The 19,837-nt window shown below is 62.4% G+C and carries 22 protein-coding genes; 5 read left to right on the top strand and 17 right to left on the bottom strand.

The features are described from left to right. The first annotated feature begins 1 nt into the window (after position 1). Positions 2-613, top strand: coding sequence for an ABC-type transport auxiliary lipoprotein family protein (locus tag FGD77_RS15465; protein ID WP_255011046.1), 612 nt, complete (start codon positions 2-4; stop codon positions 611-613). A gap of 12 nt (positions 614-625) precedes the next feature. Here FGD77_RS15465 and FGD77_RS15460 read toward each other — a convergent pair whose 3' ends face one another. The 8 genes from FGD77_RS15460 to FGD77_RS15425 all read right to left on the bottom strand — a co-directional run bounded on the left by FGD77_RS15460 (position 626) and on the right by FGD77_RS15425 (position 7,852). Then, positions 626-2,074 (bottom strand): cobyric acid synthase, encoded by a 1,449-nt coding sequence (locus tag FGD77_RS15460; protein WP_255011045.1) that lies wholly within the window; start codon positions 2,072-2,074, stop codon positions 626-628. A gap of 4 nt (positions 2,075-2,078) precedes the next feature. Next, a complete protein-coding gene (cobO, locus tag FGD77_RS15455; RefSeq protein WP_255011044.1) occupies positions 2,079-2,690 on the bottom strand; it encodes a cob(I)yrinic acid a,c-diamide adenosyltransferase in 612 nt (203 codons plus the stop codon). A gap of 84 nt (positions 2,691-2,774) precedes the next feature. Next, positions 2,775-3,641 (bottom strand): ferredoxin--NADP reductase, encoded by an 867-nt coding sequence (locus tag FGD77_RS15450; protein WP_255011043.1) that lies wholly within the window; start codon positions 3,639-3,641, stop codon positions 2,775-2,777. Between the two features lie 73 nt (positions 3,642-3,714). Next, positions 3,715-4,119, bottom strand: coding sequence for a DUF934 domain-containing protein (locus FGD77_RS15445; RefSeq protein ID WP_255011042.1), 405 nt, complete (start codon positions 4,117-4,119; stop codon positions 3,715-3,717). Further along, complete coding sequence (locus FGD77_RS15440; protein ID WP_255011041.1) at positions 4,116-4,880, bottom strand: phosphoadenylyl-sulfate reductase; 765 nt, start codon at positions 4,878-4,880, stop codon at positions 4,116-4,118. Before FGD77_RS15440 ends, FGD77_RS15445 begins: the two co-directional genes overlap by 4 nt. Beyond that, on the bottom strand, positions 4,867-6,564 hold the full coding sequence (locus tag FGD77_RS15435; protein ID WP_255011040.1) for a nitrite/sulfite reductase: 1,698 nt from the start codon (positions 6,562-6,564) through the stop codon (positions 4,867-4,869). Before FGD77_RS15435 ends, FGD77_RS15440 begins: the two co-directional genes overlap by 14 nt. Further along, entirely contained in the window at positions 6,564-6,866 is a 303-nt protein-coding gene (locus FGD77_RS15430) for a DUF2849 domain-containing protein (RefSeq protein WP_255011039.1), read from the bottom strand. The genes FGD77_RS15435 and FGD77_RS15430 overlap by 1 nt, the downstream gene beginning before the upstream one ends. Continuing rightward, the gene (locus FGD77_RS15425) at positions 6,866-7,852 is read right to left on the bottom strand and encodes an NAD(P)-dependent oxidoreductase (RefSeq protein WP_369682727.1); all 987 of its coding nucleotides are present in this window, start codon (positions 7,850-7,852) and stop codon (positions 6,866-6,868) included. The genes FGD77_RS15430 and FGD77_RS15425 overlap by 1 nt, the downstream gene beginning before the upstream one ends. Before the next feature lie 138 nt (positions 7,853-7,990). On the opposite strand from FGD77_RS15425, the gene FGD77_RS15420 reads away from it, so the two are divergent. Beyond that, positions 7,991-8,452: an Lrp/AsnC family transcriptional regulator gene (locus tag FGD77_RS15420; RefSeq protein ID WP_255011038.1), complete on the top strand. Its 462-nt coding sequence runs from the start codon at positions 7,991-7,993 to the stop codon at positions 8,450-8,452. Here the strand turns inward: FGD77_RS15420 and tpiA are convergent. From tpiA to FGD77_RS15380, 8 genes are all read right to left on the bottom strand, one after another. Next, a complete protein-coding gene (gene tpiA, locus FGD77_RS15415; protein WP_255011037.1) occupies positions 8,447-9,208 on the bottom strand; it encodes a triose-phosphate isomerase in 762 nt (253 codons plus the stop codon). The two genes, FGD77_RS15420 and tpiA, sit on opposite strands and share 6 nt — an antisense overlap. Before the next feature lie 128 nt (positions 9,209-9,336). Then, positions 9,337-9,687, bottom strand: coding sequence for an iron-sulfur cluster assembly accessory protein (locus tag FGD77_RS15410; protein WP_255011036.1), 351 nt, complete (start codon positions 9,685-9,687; stop codon positions 9,337-9,339). Between the two features lie 30 nt (positions 9,688-9,717). Further along, a complete protein-coding gene (locus FGD77_RS15405) occupies positions 9,718-10,437 on the bottom strand; it encodes a DUF3307 domain-containing protein (protein WP_255011035.1) in 720 nt (239 codons plus the stop codon). Next, complete coding sequence (locus FGD77_RS15400; protein ID WP_255011034.1) at positions 10,434-11,030, bottom strand: MarR family transcriptional regulator; 597 nt, start codon at positions 11,028-11,030, stop codon at positions 10,434-10,436. The genes FGD77_RS15405 and FGD77_RS15400 overlap by 4 nt, the downstream gene beginning before the upstream one ends. 77 nt (positions 11,031-11,107) lie before the next feature. Next, on the bottom strand, positions 11,108-11,470 hold the full coding sequence (locus tag FGD77_RS15395) for an SUF system Fe-S cluster assembly protein (RefSeq protein WP_255011033.1): 363 nt from the start codon (positions 11,468-11,470) through the stop codon (positions 11,108-11,110). Between the two features lie 121 nt (positions 11,471-11,591). After that, positions 11,592-12,992, bottom strand: a complete 1,401-nt coding sequence (gene rimK / locus FGD77_RS15390) for a 30S ribosomal protein S6--L-glutamate ligase (RefSeq protein WP_255011032.1) — start codon at positions 12,990-12,992, stop codon at positions 11,592-11,594. A gap of 134 nt (positions 12,993-13,126) precedes the next feature. Then, the gene (locus FGD77_RS15385; RefSeq protein ID WP_255014256.1) at positions 13,127-13,414 is read right to left on the bottom strand and encodes an NfeD family protein; all 288 of its coding nucleotides are present in this window, start codon (positions 13,412-13,414) and stop codon (positions 13,127-13,129) included. 5 nt (positions 13,415-13,419) lie between these two features. Continuing rightward, entirely contained in the window at positions 13,420-14,310 is an 891-nt protein-coding gene (locus FGD77_RS15380; protein ID WP_255011031.1) for an SPFH domain-containing protein, read from the bottom strand. Positions 14,311-14,412: 102 nt separating this feature from the next. On the opposite strand from FGD77_RS15380, the gene tgt reads away from it, so the two are divergent. Together tgt and lon are read left to right on the top strand one after the other, a co-directional pair. Beyond that, complete coding sequence (tgt, locus tag FGD77_RS15375) at positions 14,413-15,543, top strand: tRNA guanosine(34) transglycosylase Tgt (RefSeq protein WP_255011030.1); 1,131 nt, start codon at positions 14,413-14,415, stop codon at positions 15,541-15,543. 275 nt (positions 15,544-15,818) lie between these two features. Beyond that, positions 15,819-18,230, top strand: coding sequence for an endopeptidase La (gene lon, locus FGD77_RS15370; protein ID WP_255011029.1), 2,412 nt, complete (start codon positions 15,819-15,821; stop codon positions 18,228-18,230). Between the two features lie 242 nt (positions 18,231-18,472). Here lon and FGD77_RS15365 read toward each other — a convergent pair whose 3' ends face one another. Continuing rightward, positions 18,473-19,450 (bottom strand): aminoglycoside phosphotransferase family protein, encoded by a 978-nt coding sequence (locus FGD77_RS15365; RefSeq protein ID WP_255011028.1) that lies wholly within the window; start codon positions 19,448-19,450, stop codon positions 18,473-18,475. A 139-nt stretch (positions 19,451-19,589) separates the two neighbouring features. Between FGD77_RS15365 and FGD77_RS15360 the strand changes: the two genes are divergently transcribed. Beyond that, on the top strand, positions 19,590-19,832 hold the full coding sequence (locus FGD77_RS15360; protein WP_255011027.1) for an exodeoxyribonuclease VII small subunit: 243 nt from the start codon (positions 19,590-19,592) through the stop codon (positions 19,830-19,832). Positions 19,833-19,837 lie beyond the last annotated feature (5 nt).

Raw genomic sequence — 19,837 nt, 5'->3', positions numbered from 1 at the left:
AATGCAAGACCTGTACCTGACCCGTCGATTTGCAATGCTGGGCGCCGCGGCCAGCCTTGGGGGATGCAGCGCGCTGTCGTCCCTCAACGCGGCGGCGACGCCGCTGGACACCTACGATCTGACGCCGACCCCCGGATCGACCTCCGGGCGGCGATCTGGCCGCACCCTGCTGGTCGCCCGCGCCGACGCGCCAGCCGGCATAAACACCGACCGCATCATGGTCAAACCGAGCGGCGCCGCGATTGCCTATCTGCCCGACGCCCGCTGGACCGACGAGCTACCCAGCGTCGTGCAGTCGCTGCTGATACGGTCCATCGCGGGGACAGGCCGGATGGGATATGTCGGCATCAGCGAGGGCGGACCGGTGCCCGATTACGCATTGCTGACGCGTATCGATAGTTTTCAGGTCGATGTGGCGGGCACGGCGGTAACCGCAAGGGTGGATATCAGCCTGACCTTGCTGCGCGACCGCGATCAATCTGTCATCAAGACACGCGTTTTCCGCAATCAGGTGACCGCCGCCAATGACGAACCTACTGCGATCGTCGCGGCGTTTCAGGCCATCCTGGACAGGCTTTTGCCGGAAATGGCCGACTGGGTCGCCGCCTCCTGACACCACCCGCTTTTAACCGGCCAGCGTCAGCAGGCCCGGCACGTCCAGATGTGCCTCCACATGGTCGGCAAGCGCATCCAGCGTTTGTTCGACCCGCGCGCCATAGCTCAGGCGCGAGGGCGCGGCGCCCAGCCCCACCAGCCAGGCGCGGCGAAAATTGTCATCCGCGAACATGCCGTGCAGATAACTGCCGGCAACCCGCCCGTCGCCCGATACCGCGCCTTCGGCGCGCATGCCCACATGGGCAAAGGGACGGGCGCAATCGGGCCCGTCCGAGCGGCCGATATGAATCTCGTAGCCGGTGAAGGGCACGGACAGCCCGGCATGGACTGCCTGCACCTGTGTCAGGCTTTTGTCGCCACCCATGATGGTGGAGATGTCCAGCAGGCCCAAACCGGGGCTGCTGCCCGGCGGCCCCTCGATCCCTTGGGGGTCCGATATGGAGTGGCCCAGCATCTGATAGCCGCCACAAATCCCCAGAATGCGCCCACCACGCCGATGATGGGCCAGCAGGTCGATATCCCACCCCTCGGCGCGCAAAAATGCCAGATCGGCGCGCGTCGCTTTCGTGCCGGGCAGAATAACCAGCCCGGCATCCGCCGGGATGGGCTGGCCCGGTTCCAGCATGGTGACCCGCAGGCCGGACTCTTGCTTTAGCGGGTCCAGATCGTCGAAATTGGCAATGCGCGGCAGGCGCAGGCAAACGATATGCAGCCCACCATTGCCGGGCGCGTCCGCGATATCCAGTGCATCCTCTGCCGGCAGGCGCCAGGCATCCTGAAACCACGGGACGACGCCATAACCGCGCCAGCCGGTTAACTGTTCGATGGCGGCGTACCCTTCATTGAAAAGCTTGGGGTCACCGCGAAACTTATTGATGATAAATCCTTTTATAGCTTCTGCATCTTCGGCAGATATCACCGCTTGCGTGCCCTTGATCTGCGCGATCACACCGCCCCGGTCAATGTCGCCGCATAAAACCACCGGCACGCCAGCCGCCCGCGCAAAGCCCATATTCGCGATATCACGCGCGCGCAGATTAATTTCCGCCGGGCTGCCAGCGCCTTCGACGATCAACAGATCGTGCTGCGCCGACAGGCGCGCAAAACTATCCATAACCGGCGGCAGCAATGTGGCCTTCTGCGCGCCGTAATCGCGCGCGCGGGTGGTGCCGATGCGCTGGCCCTGCACGATCACCTGCGCGCCGGTCTCGCTTTCGGGTTTCAGCAGGACAGGGTTCATGTCGGTATGCGCCACCAGCCCGCAGGCCATCGCCTGCAAGGCCTGGGCGCGACCGATCTCGCCGCCATCCGCGGTGACGGCGGCGTTGTTCGACATGTTCTGCGGCTTGAACGGCGCCACTGACAGGCCGCGCCGCAGCGCCGCCCGGCACAGGCCCGCCACCAGCATCGACTTGCCCACATTCGAGCCTGTCCCCTGAATCATCAGCGCGCGCGGCATGGCGCTACATCTCGACGCCATTTTGCGCCATGATACCATCGCGGAAAGGGTGCTTGATCAGCTTCATTTCCGTCACCAGATCGGCGATTTCCAGCAATTCAGGCTTGGCGTTGCGGCCCGTCAGGCAGACATGCGTCATATGCGGCTTCTGCTCCAGCAGGAAGCGCGTGACTTCGTCGATATCAAGATAATCATAGCGCAGGGCGATGTTGATTTCGTCCAGCAGAACAAACTGGATCTCGGGGTCGAGTATCTGCTCTTGCGCGATTTTCCAGCCGTTTTCGGCGGCGGCAATATCGGCGGCGCGATCTTGCGTTTCCCACGTAAAGCCTTCACCGGATACGAAAAAACGGCATTCTTCGGCAAAATGTTCGCGCAGCAGCGTCTTTTCACCGGTCTCCCAGTTGCCCTTGATGAATTGCACGACAGCGCAGGGCATGCTGCGGCCAATGCAGCGCATTATCATGCCGAAACCCGACGAGGATTTACCCTTGCCGTCGCCGGTATGGACCATGATCAGGCCCTTTTCCTGCGTCTTGTGCGTCATCAGCACGTCGCGCTGCGCCTTGAGCCTGCGCATCTTTTCATTGTGCTGGGCGTTGATATCGTCGGTCATGGGCGGCTCCTTTGTTCGGCATCAGGCATGCCACCCCGTTCTAGACCGGGGCGGCGCCAATGTGCAGCCGCAAATGCGCGCCCTTCAGTCCAGAAACGCCTTTTCCACCACATATTCGCGCGGCGCTGAATTTGCGCCCTCGCGCAGGCCGTATTCCTCGAACAATGCCTTGAGATCGAGGTTGAACGCCAGGTTGCCGCAGATCATCGCCCGGTCATATTCCGGCGACAGCGGCGGCACGCCCAGATCCTCGAACATCTCGCCCGACCGCATGAGATCGGTGATGCGCCCCATCTTGGGGCTCTCTTCGCGGGTGGTGGTGGGGTAGTAGCGCAGCTTTTCCGCGAACCCCTCGCCGATCAACTCCTCCAGCATCTCATCCTGGCGAATGCTGTCGATCAGATCCGCGCCGTATTTCAGTTCGCCCGCCGTGCGGCAGGTATGGGTGACGATGACTTCGTTGTAGTCCTCATAGGTCTGCGGATCGCGCAGGAGCGACGCGAAGGGGGCAAAGCCGGTGCCGGTGGCGAACAGCCACAGCCGTTTGCCCGGCAAAAGCGCGTCATGCACCAGCGTACCCACGGGTTTTGGGCGCAGGATGATCTCATCCCCTGGCTGGATATGTTGCAGTTTCGACGTCAGCGGACCATCCTCGACCTTGATCGAGTAAAACTCCAGTTCGTCATCCCAGGACGGCGAGGCGATGGAATAGGCCCGCAAAAGCGGCTTTTGCTTGCCGGTTTTGGGATCGGGATCGCCCATCAGGCCGATCATCACGAACTCGCCCGAGCGAAAGCGCAACGACACGGGCCGCGTCACCCGAAAGGAAAACAGGCGGTCGGTCCAATGCGTCACCTGCGTCACTCTCTGCGCGTCGGGCAGGGTGGGTTTGGCGCGCTGGGGGGCGGCGGCGTTGGTCGAGGCGTCGGTCACTTGGGTCATCTCGTTCATATGGGGCATCCGCCGGGAGTTTACACCAGCGCCTCTGTCATAGTCTTTGCGTTAGGTCAGTTGAAGGGGACGATTAGCCGCGCAGGCGCGACTGATAGTCATGCGCCTGCCAATTGGCCCGGAACATCCACTGGTCCTGTGTCTGCCGTTCTGCCAGCTCGTGCGAGATCTCGACCTCGTCGAATCCGCAGCGCCGCGCCATCGCGTATTGATCGGCCAGCACATGACCCCGTGCGCGCAGGCGACCCTTGTACCCCATCAGCCGAAGCTGACGCGCGACGGAGAAGCCCCGCCCATCGGCTGAACTGGGAAAGTCCACGCGTATCATGGTGATATCCGGCAGTCGTCCGGCCAATTCAGCCGGATCAATGCTGGAGGGCAGGTCAATACCGACACCGCTACGCGCATCCTCCAGCGCGACGATGGGGTGTGTCCAGTCATCGGGTGCAAAGCCCGCGTCGGTCACGATAACGTTCATGCGTTCACTCCTTGTCGTACTGGTTTGCCATCCACGAAATGGATGCCACATTCTGTCTTTTCCTGGCCTTTCCAACGGCCTGCGCGCTCGTCTTCACCCGGTTTGACCGGCGAGGTGCAGGGCATGCAGCCGATGGAGGGGTAGCCCTGGGCGACTAGCGGGTGACGCGGCAGGCGGTTTTCTTCGATATAGGTGCGCGCGTCACCTTGCTGCCAATGGGCCAGCGGATTGACCTTCAGCCGGTTGGTGCCTTCCTCGACCTCGAAGAATTCCAGCGATGCGCGGGTGCCGCCCTGATAGCGCTTGCGCCCGGTGATCCATCCGTCGAACCCCGCCAGCGCGCCTTGCAGCGGAAGTGTCTTGCGCAGGGCGCAGCAGGCGTCGGGATCGGTCTGGTGCAGCATTGCCGCCGGGTCCTGCGCTCTGGCGGCCGCGCGGTCCGGGCGGATCAGGCGCATGTCGCGCAGGCCCAGCCGCTCTGCCAGTTCCTGCTGGTAGACCAGCGTTTCCGTGAACAACATGCCCGTCTCAAGGAAAATCACCGGCGTGTCACGCCGCGCGAGCGCGACCATATGCAGTAGCACGACCGACTCGGCCCCGAAACTGGAGACAAGGGCAAGCTGCCCCACATCGGGATCATGCAGCGCCCGCGCCAGCACCGCGATGGCCGAATGATGCCGGTAGGCCGCGTTCAGCGCAGCGGCCTTTTCATGCAGATCGGGCACACGCAGATCGCGGGCGTGCGGTTCAGGCAGCAACATGAGCGTCGGCTTTCCTTTTGGCGGCCTTGGCCGCTTCAGCTTCGCCGTAGAGAGCCGATTTGAAAGGGTTCATCCCGACGCGGCGATAGGCGGCCAGAAACGTCTCGGAGGGGCTGGTGCGCAGGGCCAGATAGGCCAGCATGATCGTTTCGATCGCCGACACGATATCCTCGGCAGCAAAGCCGGGCCCGGTGCGATCGCCCAGCTGCGCATCGGGGCCGCCGTCACCACCAATGGTGATCTGGTAGCTTTCCACCCCGGCCCGGTCGAGCCCGAGAATGCCGATATGGCCCACGTGGTGATGCCCGCAGGCGTTGATGCAACCCGAGATCTTGATCTTCATCTCGCCAATCTCATGCTCCAGCTTGAGCGCGTCGAAACGGGTCGCGATCTCCTGCGCGATGGGAATCGAGCGGGCAGTCGCCAGTGCGCAGTAATCCATTCCGGGGCAGGCGATGATGTCACTGATCAGCCCGATATTGGCCGTGGCCAGCCGGACCTCGCGCAGGGCCGCATGAACTGCTGGCAGATCGGATTTATGGACATGCGGCAGGATGACGTTCTGCTCGTGGCTGATGCGCAGCTCGTCATGGCCGTAGCGTTCGGCCAGATCGGCCATCACGCGCATCTGTTCTGCGGACGCGTCGCCGGGCGTTTCGCCATGCGCCTTGAGACTGATCGACACGATGGCATAGCCGGGCGCGCGATGCTCGGACAAATTGGTATCAGCCCAGGCGCGAAACACCGGATCGCCCGCGCGCGCGGCTTCATAGGCATCCCACGGCGCCGTGCGGAATTCGGGCGCGGCAAAATCGGCGCGGATAGCGCCCAGCATCTGTTGATCGACGCCGGTGAACAGCGGCCTGATCAACGCGTAGCGCGCCTCGACGCGGGCGCGAATGTCTTCGATACCATGCTCATGCACGGTGATCTTGATGCGTGACTTGAACTTGTTATCGCGCCGACCGATCGTGTTCCAAACGCTGACGACCGCCTCCAGATAGGGCAGAAGATCCTCTTCGGGCAGGAAATCATGCAGCACCTTGCCAATCATCGGGGTGCGGCCCAGACCGCCGCCGACCAGGACCTGATACCCGATCTGGTTGCCCTGCCGGACGATGCGCAGACCGATATCATGCGCCAAGGTCACGGCGCGATCCATCGGGCTGCCGGTGACGGCCACCTTGAACTTGCGCGGCAGTGCCTGAAATTCCGGGTGGTCAGTCGACCATTGGCGGATCAGCTCGGCGATCGGACGTGGATCTGCCACCTCGTCGGCGGCGGCACCGGCAAAATGGTCCGCCGTCACGTTGCGAATCGTGTTACCGCTGGTCTGGATCGCGTGCATCTGCACCTCGCCAAGCGCATCCAGAATATCCGGCACATCTGCCAGTTTCGGCCAGTTATACTGAATGTTCTGGCGCGTGGTGAAATGGCCATAGCCCTTGTCCCACCGCTGGGCGATCATCGCCAGTTGGCGCATCTGATGGCTGCCCAGCGTGCCGTAAGGGATCGCGACGCGCAGCATATAGGCGTGCAATTGAAGGTACAGCCCGTTCATCAGGCGCAGTGGCTTGAATTCGTCCTCGGTCAGGCTGCCGTCGACGCGGCGCGCAACCTGCGCGCGAAACTGGCGATTGCGCTCGGCCACAAAACCGGCGTCGAATTCGGTGTAGGTATACATCAGAGCACCTCTGCCTGCTTGCCGTGAAAATAGTTGGAGGGGCCGGTGCGGCGAAATTCCTCGCGGAAATGGGTGGGCGTGGGACTGCCATCGGCTGCCGAGACATCCGCCAGATAAGCACCGACGACCTGAGACGCACGGCTCTGCGCGACCAGCAGGCGCAGGTCGGCGTCGGCCTCATCGGTCAGGATTGCGGCCTTGGCCAGATGCCGGGTCCAACTGTCATCCTCGGCCAGATAGACTACGTCGCCCTCCAGCAGGGCGTTGGCGGTGATGACCTTGGGGGTGAATTCGCGGGGCATCAGGCAGTTTCCTTGAGCGGATAGAGATTGGGCGCGGGCGCAATACCCGGAATGATTTGCGGCGGCAGGCCGGCCTGCAGGCAGGCTGCAACCAGCCAGGACTCCGGCGGGGCCGGTGTCAGACAGATCACGTGATCGCCGCGCATGGCAGCATCGATCAGAGCCCGGGCAGTGGCGGGCAGGGCGCCGAACGCCGCCTCGCGCCGGGCCAGTTCCAGCACTTCGGGGGCAATCTGTCCACCGTGCAGAACCAGATCCGCCTCGTGCAGGACACGTCGGGTCTTTTGCGGCAAAAGCTCGGCGTCGGGGCTGGCGACGATGGCAAAGGTGATGCGGCCAGCTGTAGCGCCTGCGCCCAGATGCTGCGCCAGTTCGCCCGACAGGACGGCGTGCAAATCGGCGCGCGGATCCTGTTCCAGTGCGGCGGGACCGGCGCGAAAGAAGAAGCTGCTCCAGAATGCGCGGCGCACGCGGCCCATCGGAAGGGCATCGGCCATGCTGCGAAAGCCCCGTGCGGCGCGCGCCAAGGGCCCCAGCGCGCGGGGCAGCATCGCCTCGATATCGGCCTTGATCGCGCGGGCGAGGACGGGCGCCGCGCCTTCGGTGCCGATGGCCACGGTCACTGGATCGCGGTCGACGATGGCGGGGGTGATGAACTGGCTGTCGATCAGGTTATCAACGATATTCGTCAGCGCGCCGTCGTTACGCGCCAGCGCCGCGGTCCGCGCGTCTTCGGACGCATCCTCATCGGCGGCATAGAACAATACGGCGCCCCGCGCATCGCCCGATACCATGGGGCGGCGCACCAGCGCCAGACGTCCCTCGGCTGCCCATGCTTCAATTTCGGGCGCGGGGGCCCGTGCTAACACCGTCAAATGCGCCTCTGTCTTCATCAGCAGGCGCAGCTTGGCCAGCGCCGCATCGCCGCCGCCTGACAGCACGACGCGCCGACCCTCCAGGGCGATAAAGATGGGGAAATGTTTCAAGGCTTGTCCATTCCGTTTGACTTGCCCCCTTATAGAAAATATTCCCGTTCCTGCGCCATAGGTGCCGGGTAATAAGGAAATTCGTTCTGGATAGCCCGCCACATCACGGCATAATTCCAAGAAGTGGGGAAAACAGGAATGGCTGTTCGGCTGGACGATCTGGATCGGAAGATCCTCGGGGAATTACAGGCCGATGGTGGCCAATCTCTGGACGATATTGCCAAGTCTGTGGGCAGTTCCAAGACGCCGGTATGGAATCGAATCCGCAAGATGCGCGAGGCCGGCGTGATCCGGCATCAGACCTATCTGCTGGATGCCGAAAAGCTGGGGTTCGAGGCGTGCTTCTTTGTTCTGATCCGCACGTCCGAGCATGACGCGGCATGGCAGCAGGCCTTTTTGCGCGCCCTCCAAGGGCGCCCCGAAGTACAGGAGGCGCACCGTCTGGCTGGCGATATCGACTATATCCTGAAGGTGCGGGTGGAGAATGCGCGCGCCTATGACACGTTTTATCAGGCGCTGATTTCCGAGGTAAAGGTGCATAACGTCACGGCGCTGCTGTCGATGGAAGAGATCAAATCGACCACCATCCTGCCGCTATGACGCCTTGGCAGCTGCCTCTAACGCGCTGATAATTGGCGAGAAGTCATCACATTTCAGGCTGGCACCGCCGACCAGCGCGCCATCGACATTGGACACGGCAAATATCTCGGCGGCGTTTCCCGTCTTGACCGAGCCACCATAGAGCAGACGAACAGACCGGCCCACACCGGCGCCAAAGCGTTTCTCCAGACGGGCGCGGATGAAATCGTGTACCTCGCCGATCTGATCGGGGGTCGCGGTCAGGCCGGTGCCGATGGCCCAGCACGGCTCGTACGCGATGACAGTATTCTCGCCCGTGGCGGTGTCGGGGATGGAGGACGACAGCTGACCGCCGATGATATCCAGCGTATTCTGCGCCTCGCGTTCTGCCAGGCTTTCGCCGACGCAGATGATCGCCAGCAGACCCGCCTCATGCGCGGCGCGCGCCTTATTGCGGACGTCATCGCTGATTTCCGCGTGATCCGCGCGGCGTTCGGAATGGCCAAGGATGACGGCGTCGGCACCGGCATCTTTCAGCATGGCGGCCGAAATATCGCCGGTATGCGCGCCCGCAGCCGCAGCGTGGCAATCCTGCCCGCCGATGCGCAGCGCATGGCTTGCACAGATATCGACGGCAGCGGCGATCAGGGTGAAGGGCGGGCAGATCAGCAGATCGACGGTTGCGCCATCATGTGCCGCGCACAGCGCCTGAAGCTGCGTCAGATCGGCGCGCGCGCCGTTCATCTTCCAATTACCTGCCGCCAATTTCCGCCGCATATCGCCCCCTGAGTAAACCCGTACCATTGCCGTATAAGATAGCGCGTCTTATTCCCGACTACACTTGATAACGCAAGCACAGTAGATTTATCTTATTTAAGTGAAATCAGCCATTTGCGTGGCATAGTTTACATGCCGGCGAACTTGATCGACTCGCCGCATCCGCAGGCTTCGCTCACGTTCGGATTGTTGAAGCGGAACCCCGATTCCAGCAGGCTGACCTCATAGTCGATCTCGGTCCCGAAAAGGAACATCTGCGCCATCGGGGCGATCATCACGCGCGCGCCATCCTCCTCGACGACCTCATCGTTGGGGTCAACTTCGGTCACATAATTCATGGTGTATTCCATGCCTGCGCAACCGCCTTTCTTGACGCCGATGCGCAGGCCCTGATGACCGTCCTTGGCCATCAACCGAGAGATCTGCGCCGCCGCGCGGTCCGTTATGGTGACGGCCTGTTTGCCTGGAATGCCGAACATGGATTTGATCCTTTAACCTTTGTGGTCAATCTAGGGCGTAAGGCCCGCAATCTCAAGCGGTGGCAGGTAGACTAACAGCGCGCGAACGGCCTGTGCCGTCAGGATCGCCCACCCGAATGAGGCGAGCGTGCCGATGATAACATATTCTGCCGTGCGTTGATCACGGGTTGCGGTGCCGAAGCGCAGAATTGATTTGGATCCGATCAGAAACCCGACGCCCAGTGGCTGGTTCAGCAGGATCAGCGCAAAGATCAGCCCGCGCTCCAGCAGGCCGATCTGGCGACCGCCATCGCGCAGGCCGTTGTTGCGGATGCGTACTCCATGTGGGCGCATCAGCAGCGCAATTGCGTATTGCCCGGCGGTCAGCGAGATGACGAGGCCCGCAGCCAGCGCCATCTGTGGCAATAGCGCCGGCTGCTCCGCCCACATGCCCGCCGCCCACAGGGTAGGCGCCAGCACCGCGACAGCGGCAATCGTGACCATATGTGCTGCCTGATCGGCGATAAAGCCGCGGAAATGATGCAGACCTTTCCAGATCTTGATCGCATCGATTGTGACATGCGCTACCGCCAATGCCAGCAACCAAGGGCTGGCCCATTGGCCCATCGCCACCTGCGCGCACAGCAATACCAGCGCACCGTGCAGCAGCATGACAGGCGCGCGCCGCTTTTGCGTGTTGATCCACGCGGTTTGCAGGACAAAATCGGCCAGAACATGGGCAAAGAGAAGGACGGTGAACGTTTCGATCATGGGGCGCCCTCGATAAGATCCAGCGCGTCGGAAAGCGCGGGGAAACCAGCTGACCACAATGCCTGATCCACCGCTTGGCGCGTGATGCCCAGCGCGGCGGCAGCGTCAGCGCGGATGCGTCCCTTGGGCCATAGTATCAAGCGGACCGACCGGGCCTGCGCGGGCGTCCAGCCGGTGCTGATATGATCGGCAAGCCGCGTGGCCGCATCCAGCACACCGCCTGCCGCGTGGGCCATACCGACATGCGCAGGCAATGCGTCCAGCAGGCGGCCCGAGGCGACAAAGGCGGGCCCGTGGGCCGCGTTGACACCGCCGCTGGCGGGCAGGGTGCCTGCTCCTGCGGCAATGGCGATGCGGGTGGCATGATCCTTGCCTAAACTGCGCAGTGCGGCGCGCAGGATCAGCGCATAACGGAGGGCGTTGCCCGGCCTTGGCGCCGCACACTGCCAGCCATCGCCGCCGCGCCGGGCAAAGACGCCACCGAATTCCAAGGCAGCGTCGCCCAAACTGCCCAGCGCCGCATCCAATGCAGCGGGGGTAAGGTCGGTCGAGTTCATTAAATCGCCGGTCAGAACGGCATATGAATCTGACATGGCGTCACCTGCGCGGCAAAAGGTCGGAAGGCAAGTGTATTGGCTTTCTTTTGTACAAAGCAAGCCATTTCGCCTGCCTACATGAAGCCAAGTTCCAGCCGCGCCTCGTCCGACATCATATCCATGCCCCAAGGCGGCTCCCACACGAGGGTGACGTCGACCTGCTTGATCCCGTCGAGCGGCTCGATCGCGTCGGCGACCCAGCCGGGCATCTCGCCTGCGACGGGACAGCCCGGCGCGGTGAGGGTCATGGTGACCTTGACCGCGTTCTCATCATCAATATCAATGGTGTAGATAAGCCCCAGATCATAGATGTTGACCGGAATTTCCGGATCGAACACGCTGCGGCATGCCTCGACGATCTCAGTGTATCTGGGGTGATCCGTCGATGATGGCGCGATGAGCGGGATGCCCTCGAAAGGCTGGGGATTTTGGGTCATATGCTATCCTGCAACTTTGCCTGAGTGATTATATAGGGAATAACTGGCGCAGCGTCCAGTGCGGGCGACCATGTATGCGCGTGGCGCCCGCACCAAAACCGGATCACAGGGCCCGCGCCTCTCAGTCGCCCTTGCGCTTGCGGATCGGGGCCGGGCGTACGCGGGCCTCGATCGTGTCATATAGCTTGCCGACAATATTCTTGCCGGTGGAACCTTCGATACCCTCGAAGCCGGGGCTGGAATTGACCTCCAGCACTTTCGGCCCCTTTTCAGCGCGCAAAAGATCGACCCCGGCCATGTTCAGATCGAACGCACGCGCCGCGCGCAGGGCTGTGTCGCGCTCTTCCTTGGTGATGCGCACGGATTCGGCGCTGCCGCCCCGATGCAGGTTCGAGCGGAAATCGCCATCGGCCCCGGTACGTTTCATCGATGCGACAACCTTGCCGCCGATGACGAGACAGCGAATATCCTCTCCTGCGGCCTCTTTGACGAAATCCTGCACAAGAAAGTTCGCCTTGAGGCCACGAAAGGCGTCGATGACACTCTCGGCGGCCTTTCTGGTTTCAGCCAGGACCACGCCCTTGCCCTGGGTCGATTCCAGCAGTTTGACAATCAGCGGCGCAGTGCCGACCAGTCCGATTATGTTGCCGGTATCACGCGGGCTGGCGGCAAAGGCGGTGTTGGGCATACCGATCTTGGCGCGCGCCATGATCTGGTGCGCGTGCAGCTTGTCCCGGCTGGCGACAATACCGGCACTGCCGTTGACGCAATAGGTGCCGATCGTCTCAAACTGGCGCAGGACTGCGGCGCCGTAGGGGGTGATTGACGCGCCAATGCGCGGGATGACAGCATCAAAGCGGGGCAGGCGCTTGCCATCGTAATGCACTTCGGGCGCCATCGCATTGATTGCCATGTAGCATCGGGTCGTATTGACGACCTCGACGGTATGACCGCGCTTTTCGCCCTCTTCCACCAGGCGGCGGGTGCTGTAATTGTCCTCGCGGCTGAGCACGGCAATACGCAGGGACCGGTCGGGGGCGTCGCTGCGCATCCGCGACGTCGAATAAACGTCATAGCTGAGTTCGGGCTGAAGGAAGCGGTCCGTCGCGACGATCGAAATGTGATCTTTCAGCGCCTGCCGACCCAGCAGCATCCGGCTCGCCATGCTGACGCGATTGGTCAGCGTGATCTCGATGGGCCAGCTGTCGCCATTCACCGCCAACTGCGTTTCGATAACAAAACGCGACTCGCTTTCGCCATTGGACGATGTCACTTCGCGCCGGTCCAGGATCAGGGCAGAGCAGGGGATGACCAGATCGTCACGCCCGGGAATCGGATGCACGGTAAACCGCACCTTGGGGGCCTTTGCCGGGCCGAATGTTTCGATGTCGAAGGCGTGCAGCGCCGAGGTGCGCGCGCCGGTGTCGACCTTGGCCTTGATTGCCGGAACGCCCAGCTTTGGCAGACCGATCCATTCCTCCCACCCGAATTGCAGGGACTCGAGCGGCTCGGACGGGGACATGGGCAGGATCCTTTCGTGCGGGTAAAGATGGCGGAACTGGGAGTTGTACCCTGTTTCGCGTCCAGATCAAAGAGATTGCTGACACCGCGCCCCGACCTAGCGCAAGCGGATCAAAACCTGCGGGCCGGACTGCGTTAGCCGTCGTTCACGTCGTCATGCACCCGGCGGACCTGACCGTGTCTGAAGCTGAACAGGCGCCGCAGCACCGCCCAGGCGATCAGCGACAGCGCCGCAAACAGCGCCAGCAGCACCGGCAAGCCGAACGGGAGCGGCGCCGCAATCAGAATGAGGCCGACCAGCGCCGCGCCGATGGCAAAGCCGAGGAACAGAAAACCGGGCAGCACGATTTCCACCATGGCCAGCAGCAGCGCGGCGGCCATCCAAACCCACCACAGCGCCCAAAGCGGAATGATTTCGGCCATGTCGATCATGTCCTGCCCTTGAGCATCGAAAAGGCGTTGCCGAAGGCCTCCAGCGCGTTGGCAGGCACGAGAATCGTTGACGAGGACGGGCTGGCGCCCAGCGCATTCAGCGCCTCGACCTGTTTCAGGGCCACCTGATACTGCGCCGCCTCCAGCCCGTTATCGGCGATGGCCTGCGCAACCACGGAGGTGGCATAGGCTTCGGCATCGGCGGAGATGCGGCGTGCCTTGGCGGTCTGTTCAGCCGCGTACAGCTCGGCGTCGGCGTTCAGTTCGACGGCGCGCTTGCGGCCCTCGGCCTCGGTCACATGGGCGCGGCGGGCACGCTCGGCGTTCAGTTGTTGCAGCATCGCATCGCGCGTCGCCTGATCCAGATTGACGTCCAGAATCTCGGCGCGGGTCACTTCGATCCCCCAGTTATCGACGGCATCCTCGACCGTTTCCTTGATCGTGCCGATCAGTTGCGAGCGATTCGACTGTACCTCGTCCAGATCCATCTTGCCCATTTCGGCGCGCACGATGCCGGCGACGGTGGTGGCGATGGCGCCGTCAATGTCGCGGATGCGGTAGACCGTCTTTTCCGGCTGCACGATGCGGTAGAAAACCGAGCTGTCGACCTGCACCAGCACGTTATCCTTGGTGATCGCGTCCTGACTGGCGGTGGGCAGCTGACGCTCCAGAATCGAAATGCGATGCGCGATCTTGTCCAGAAATGGCACGATCATGTTGATCCCCGGCGCCAGCACCGAATGCAGCTTGCCAAAGCGTTCAACGACGTGCTGTTCGGATTGCGGCACGATCTTGACCGCCTTGAAAACGACCAGCACCAGCAACAGCGCCAGCAGGACATACAGCAGGTTGGACGACAAAAAATCCATGAGGGCGTCTTCGGTCATGTGTAGGGTCCTGAAAATGGCAAGGTCTGGCGGCGCGGTCGGTTTTGCAACTTACTCTACTAGGGTTTAAGGCAACGCTAAAGCGATTAAAGGCAGGTGGCGATGACGGTGAATTTCAGCTTTGAGGTGGCGGCGACGGACGGGCGCGCCCGCACGGGACATATCACGACGCCGCGGGGCGAGATCCGCACACCGGCCTTCATGCCGGTCGGGACAGCCGCAACGGTCAAGGCGATGATGCCCGAAAGCGTCGCCGCCACGGGCGCCGACATCCTGCTGGGCAACACCTATCATCTGATGCTGCGCCCCACGGCGGAACGGATCGCGGCGCTCGGTGGGTTACACAAGTTCATGAATTGGCAGGGGCCGATCCTGACCGATAGCGGCGGATTTCAGGTCATGAGCCTTGCCGATCTGCGCAAACTGACCGAGGAGGGGGTGGCCTTTCGCAGCCATATCGACGGGTCGAAACACATGCTGACGCCCGAGCGATCCATGGAGATCCAGGCGCTGCTGGGTAGCGATATCGTGATGTGTTTCGATGAATGTCCGGCGCTGCCTGCAACCGACAAGGCCGTGGCGGACAGCATGGAGTTGTCGATGCGATGGGCGCGCCGCTCCAAGGAGGCGTTCGGCGACCGCCCCGGCCACGCGCTGTTCGGGATCCAGCAGGGCGGCGTGACGCCTGAGCTTCGCGGTGCAAGCGCAGAAAAACTCAAGGAAATCGGATTTGACGGATATGCTATCGGTGGCCTCGCCGTGGGCGAGGGACAGGACGCGATGTTTGGCGTGCTGGACTATGCACCCGATATGCTGCCCGAGGACAAGCCGCGCTATCTGATGGGCGTGGGAAAGCCCGACGATATCGTCGGCGCCGTCGCGCGCGGGGTCGATATGATGGATTGCGTACTGCCCAGCCGGTCAGGCCGCACCGGGCAGGCGTGGACGCGGCGCGGGCAGGTCAACATCAAGAATGCACGCCATGCGGACGATTCTCGCCCCTTGGACGAAGAGTGCACTTGCCCCGCATGCCGCAACTATTCGCGCGCCTATCTGCACCATGTATTCCGCGCGCGGGAAATGATCAGCGGCATGTTGCTGACCTGGCATAATCTGCATTACTATCAGCAGCTTATGTCTGGTATGCGCCGGGCGATCGCGGACCGGACGTTCGACGTGTGGCAGGTCCGGTTTCACGCAGAGCGCCTTGATGGGGATATCGAGGCGCTATGAGGCAGGCGGCGGATTTCGGTATTTTCGCCAAGAAAAGCCGTGTGGGAAATGGCCACCGGCCCGCTGAGTGCATTTTTAGATGAATATTGCGGGTAACCTACTTGCCCACGTGGCGGCGGCGCGTCATTCTGCACGCCGCGAGGTTGAAAGCGGTGCATGCTTGCCCCAAATTAACCTGAGATAACGGAGAGGGCATGGCCGCCGCCGGGCGGGGCCGGGCCCTCTTGCCAATAAAGGGCCGGGAAGAATCCCGGACCGATGTATAAGGAAAGAGCATGCAAGAGCCTCTTAACTCCTCCTATCCGGTGCTGCCACTGCGCGACATCGTCGTATTTCCGCATATGATCGTGCCGCTTTTCGTGGGCCGCGAGAAATCGGTGCGCGCGCTGGAAGAGGTCATGGCCGACGACAAGCAAATCCTGCTGTCCAGCCAGATCGACCCCAGCGTCGACGATCCGGACGCCAAGGGCATCTATCAGGCGGGTGTTCTGGCCAATGTCCTGCAACTGCTGAAGCTGCCCGATGGCACCGTCAAGGTGCTGGTCGAGGGCGTGGCGAGGGTGCGGATTACCGAATATCTGGATAACGAAGATTTCTTTGAAGCCCGCGCCGAGTATCTGACCGAGATGCCGGGCGACGCAACGACGATCGAGGCGCTGCTGCGCAGTGTTTCGACCGAGTTCGAGCGCTATGCAAAGGTCAAGAAAAACATCCCCGAGGAGGCCCTGGCCGCTGTGTCTGATTCCGAGGAGCCAGCGCGCCTTGCCGATCTGGTCGCCGGGCATCTGGGGATCGAGGTCGAGCAAAAGCAGGAACTGCTGGAAACGCTGTCTATCAGCGAGCGTCTGGAGAAGGTTTACGGCCTGATGCAAGGCGAAATGAGCGTTCTGCAGGTCGAGAAAAAGATCAAGACGCGCGTCAAATCGCAGATGGAACGCACTCAGCGCGAATATTACCTGAATGAGCAGATGAAAGCCATTCAGAAGGAACTGGGTGATGGCGAAGAGGGCGAGGGCGAAGTCGCCGAGTTGGAGGCGCGCATAGCCGCCACCAAGCTGAGCGGCGAGGCCAGGGAAAAGGCCGAGGCCGAGCTGAAAAAGCTGAAAAACATGAGCCCGATGAGCGCCGAGGCGACTGTCGTGCGCAACTATCTGGACTGGATGCTTTCGATCCCATGGGGTGTGAAAAGCCGCGTGAAGAAGGATCTGGCGCGGGCCGAGAAAGTATTGGACGACGATCACTACGGGCTTGAGAAGGTCAAGGAGCGGATCGTCGAGTATCTAGCGGTTCAGCAACGCTCGAAAAAGCTGAAGGGACCCATCATGTGCCTCGTCGGCCCTCCGGGCGTGGGCAAGACGTCTTTGGGCAAATCCGTGGCACGGGCCACGGGCCGCGAATTCATCCGTATCAGCCTCGGCGGTGTGCGTGACGAATCCGAGATCCGCGGTCACCGGCGGACCTATATCGGCTCGATGCCCGGCAAGATCGTTCAGGCCTTGAAAAAGGCCAAAACGACCAACCCTCTGATCCTGCTGGATGAAATCGACAAGATGGGTCAGGATTTCCGGGGCGATCCCGCTTCGGCCATGCTGGAGGTTCTGGACCCTGAACAGAATTCGACCTTCGTCGATCACTATCTGGAGGTCGAATATGACCTGTCGAACGTGATGTTCCTGACCACGTCGAACAGCTACAATATGCCCGGACCGCTGCTGGACCGGATGGAGATCATCCCGCTGGCCGGCTATACCGAGGACGAAAAGAGCGAGATCGCCAAGCAGCATCTGCTGGAAAAGCAAGTCAAAAACCACGGTCTGAAAAAAGACGAGTTCGAACTGACGGACGCGGCGCTGACCGACATCATCCGCTACTACACCCGCGAGGCGGGCGTGCGGAACCTTGAGCGTGAGATCGCCAAGGTTGCGCGCAAGGCGGTGACCCAGATCATCAAGAAACAGGCGACATCTATTACCGTGACGCCGGACAACCTGAGCGATTTTCTGGGCGTGCGGAAGCACAAATTCGGCTTGGCCGAGGATGCCGATCAGGTCGGTGTCGTGACCGGGTTGGCGTATACGTCTGTCGGCGGCGAGCTGCTGAATATCGAGGCGCTGCGCCTGCCGGGCAAGGGGCGGATGAAGACCACGGGCAAGCTGGGCGACGTGATGAAGGAATCCATCGACGCGGCCAACAGCTATGTTCGCTCGGTCGCGCCTGCCATCGGGATCAAGCCACCGCGGCTGGAGAAATGGGATATCCACGTCCACGTCCCCGAGGGCGCGACGCCCAAGGACGGGCCAAGTGCCGGCCTTGCTATGGTGACGTCCATCGTGTCGGTGCTGACCGGAATTCCGGTGCGCAAGGACATCGCCATGACCGGTGAGGTGACGTTGCGCGGTAACGCGCTACCGATCGGGGGCCTGAAGGAGAAGTTACTGGCAGCACTGCGCGGCGGGATCAAGACGGTTATCATCCCGCAGGAAAACGAAAAAGATCTGGTGGAAATCCCTGACAACGTGAAGCAGGGGCTTGAGATCATTCCCGTGACCCACGTCCGCGATGTCCTGCGTCTGGCACTGACGCGCGCACCCGAGCCCATCGAATGGGACGAAGCTGCCGAGGAGGCCGCCGCCGCCGAGGCTGCGCTCAAGACCGGGCGTGATGGATCGGGCGCGACCGCACATTGAGCGGAGTGCGGCGATAGAGTTCAACCCTTGAACGCTAAGCATGGCGACAAGGAGGCCGGCCCAGAGGGTCGGCCTCTTGCGTAGACACGTAAAAGACGTCTTCGGGTGGGCACCAGCGATGCGCCAAGATATTTAACAATAAGCGCCAGCGTTGCGGCGAGGTTCTGTGGCGGCGGCGCTCTCATACTTTCAGTCGAATTCCTGATCGCGCTGGCGTCGGCGGCGCACATCAAGGCCCGCAGTCATAACAGTGGCGCGGCCGACCCGGTGCGCTCCAGATCCTGCAGCAGGGCGCGATACATTTTTTCCGCGCGTCTGATCCGCCCGGCAGGCAGCCCGGTGTTTTCCACCCGGATCAGGGCCTCGAACGCGAGGAAGAAGGGCAGGACCGCGCCGCGTTCTTGTGCGGACATGTCCAGCGTATCGGCAAAGGTCGTCAGGCAGGTGCGGTCGACGCCAAGGCAGGTGATGCCCGACAGGCGCAGGCGGCGGCGGCCCATATGCATGGCAAATCGCGCGGCGTCCTTGAGCAATGGCAGCCGCTGCGACCCCCCGAGGTCGATGCCGGTCAGGCGCATGCCCTGCGCGATCAGATTGTTAGGGTGGTAATCGCCGTGGCAAATCGCCGTGCGCCACGGCACAGCAGCTACATCGGGTGCAAGGCGGCGCATCTGGGACAGGATCGCCACCTCCAGCGCGCGCAGCTGTGCGAAGGGCTGTTGGGCCGATGCCGCCTCGGCGCGGGCGATCCAGCGATCCGGCGCCGCCGCGCGCCAACCTTGGGACATGGCTGTGCTTTGGCGTAGCCATGCGGCGGCAGGGGCGAGCCATTTGGCGCGGGCCTGCGGTTCCAGCGCGTAAAGCAGTTCCAGAAGGGGCGTGCCGGTGATGCGCTCCTGCACGATGATACCGGCATCAAGGCTGGCGCAGATCGGCTCGGGGGTGCGCAAATCGCCGGTCGCCATATAGGGCCAGATGCGCTGCAATTCGTCCCATTCGCGCTGGGTCGCACCATTTTCAGACGTCAGGTTCAGCCGGAATATCACGTCCCGCCCGTCCAGCGTGCCGCGAAAGACCGCCCTCTTGCCCGGCACGTGGCGGATCAGATCGCCGGCCTCGGCCCCTTTTAGGCAGGGCGTATGCGTGCGCGCATACTCCAGCCGCGCGGTGATCTGCATCATGGCGTCAAGATCGGGAAGGGGCGGCAGTTTGGCGATCATCCGCGCAGTCAATCGCAGGCACGCGAGCTGGTCAACCTAAATGCCCGCCTGCCGATTGAACCCCGCAGACCGCACGTCTATGTTAGCCGCCAAAGCAAGCCGCCGGCCCCTGCAAATCCAGACAAAGGACACGCCCCAGATGAGCGATACCCCCGTAGCCGATATGACGTTCGAACAGGCCATGGCCGAGCTGGAGCAGGTGGTCGGGCGGCTGGAGCGCGGCGATGTTGCGCTGGACGAGTCCATTACATTGTACGAACGCGGCGCGGCGCTGAAGAAGCGCTGCGAGGCCAAGCTGAAAGAGGCCGAGGAAAAGGTCGCTGCCATAACTCTGGACGGCGATGGGCAGCCCAGCGGGACCAAGCCCGTCGAAGGCTTGTAACCCCC

It is taken from the genome of Roseovarius sp. M141, assembly GCF_024355225.1.
In the GTDB taxonomy this organism is placed as follows: Bacteria; Pseudomonadota; Alphaproteobacteria; order Rhodobacterales; family Rhodobacteraceae; genus Roseovarius.
This window is presented reverse-complemented; position numbering and strand designations above follow the sequence as displayed.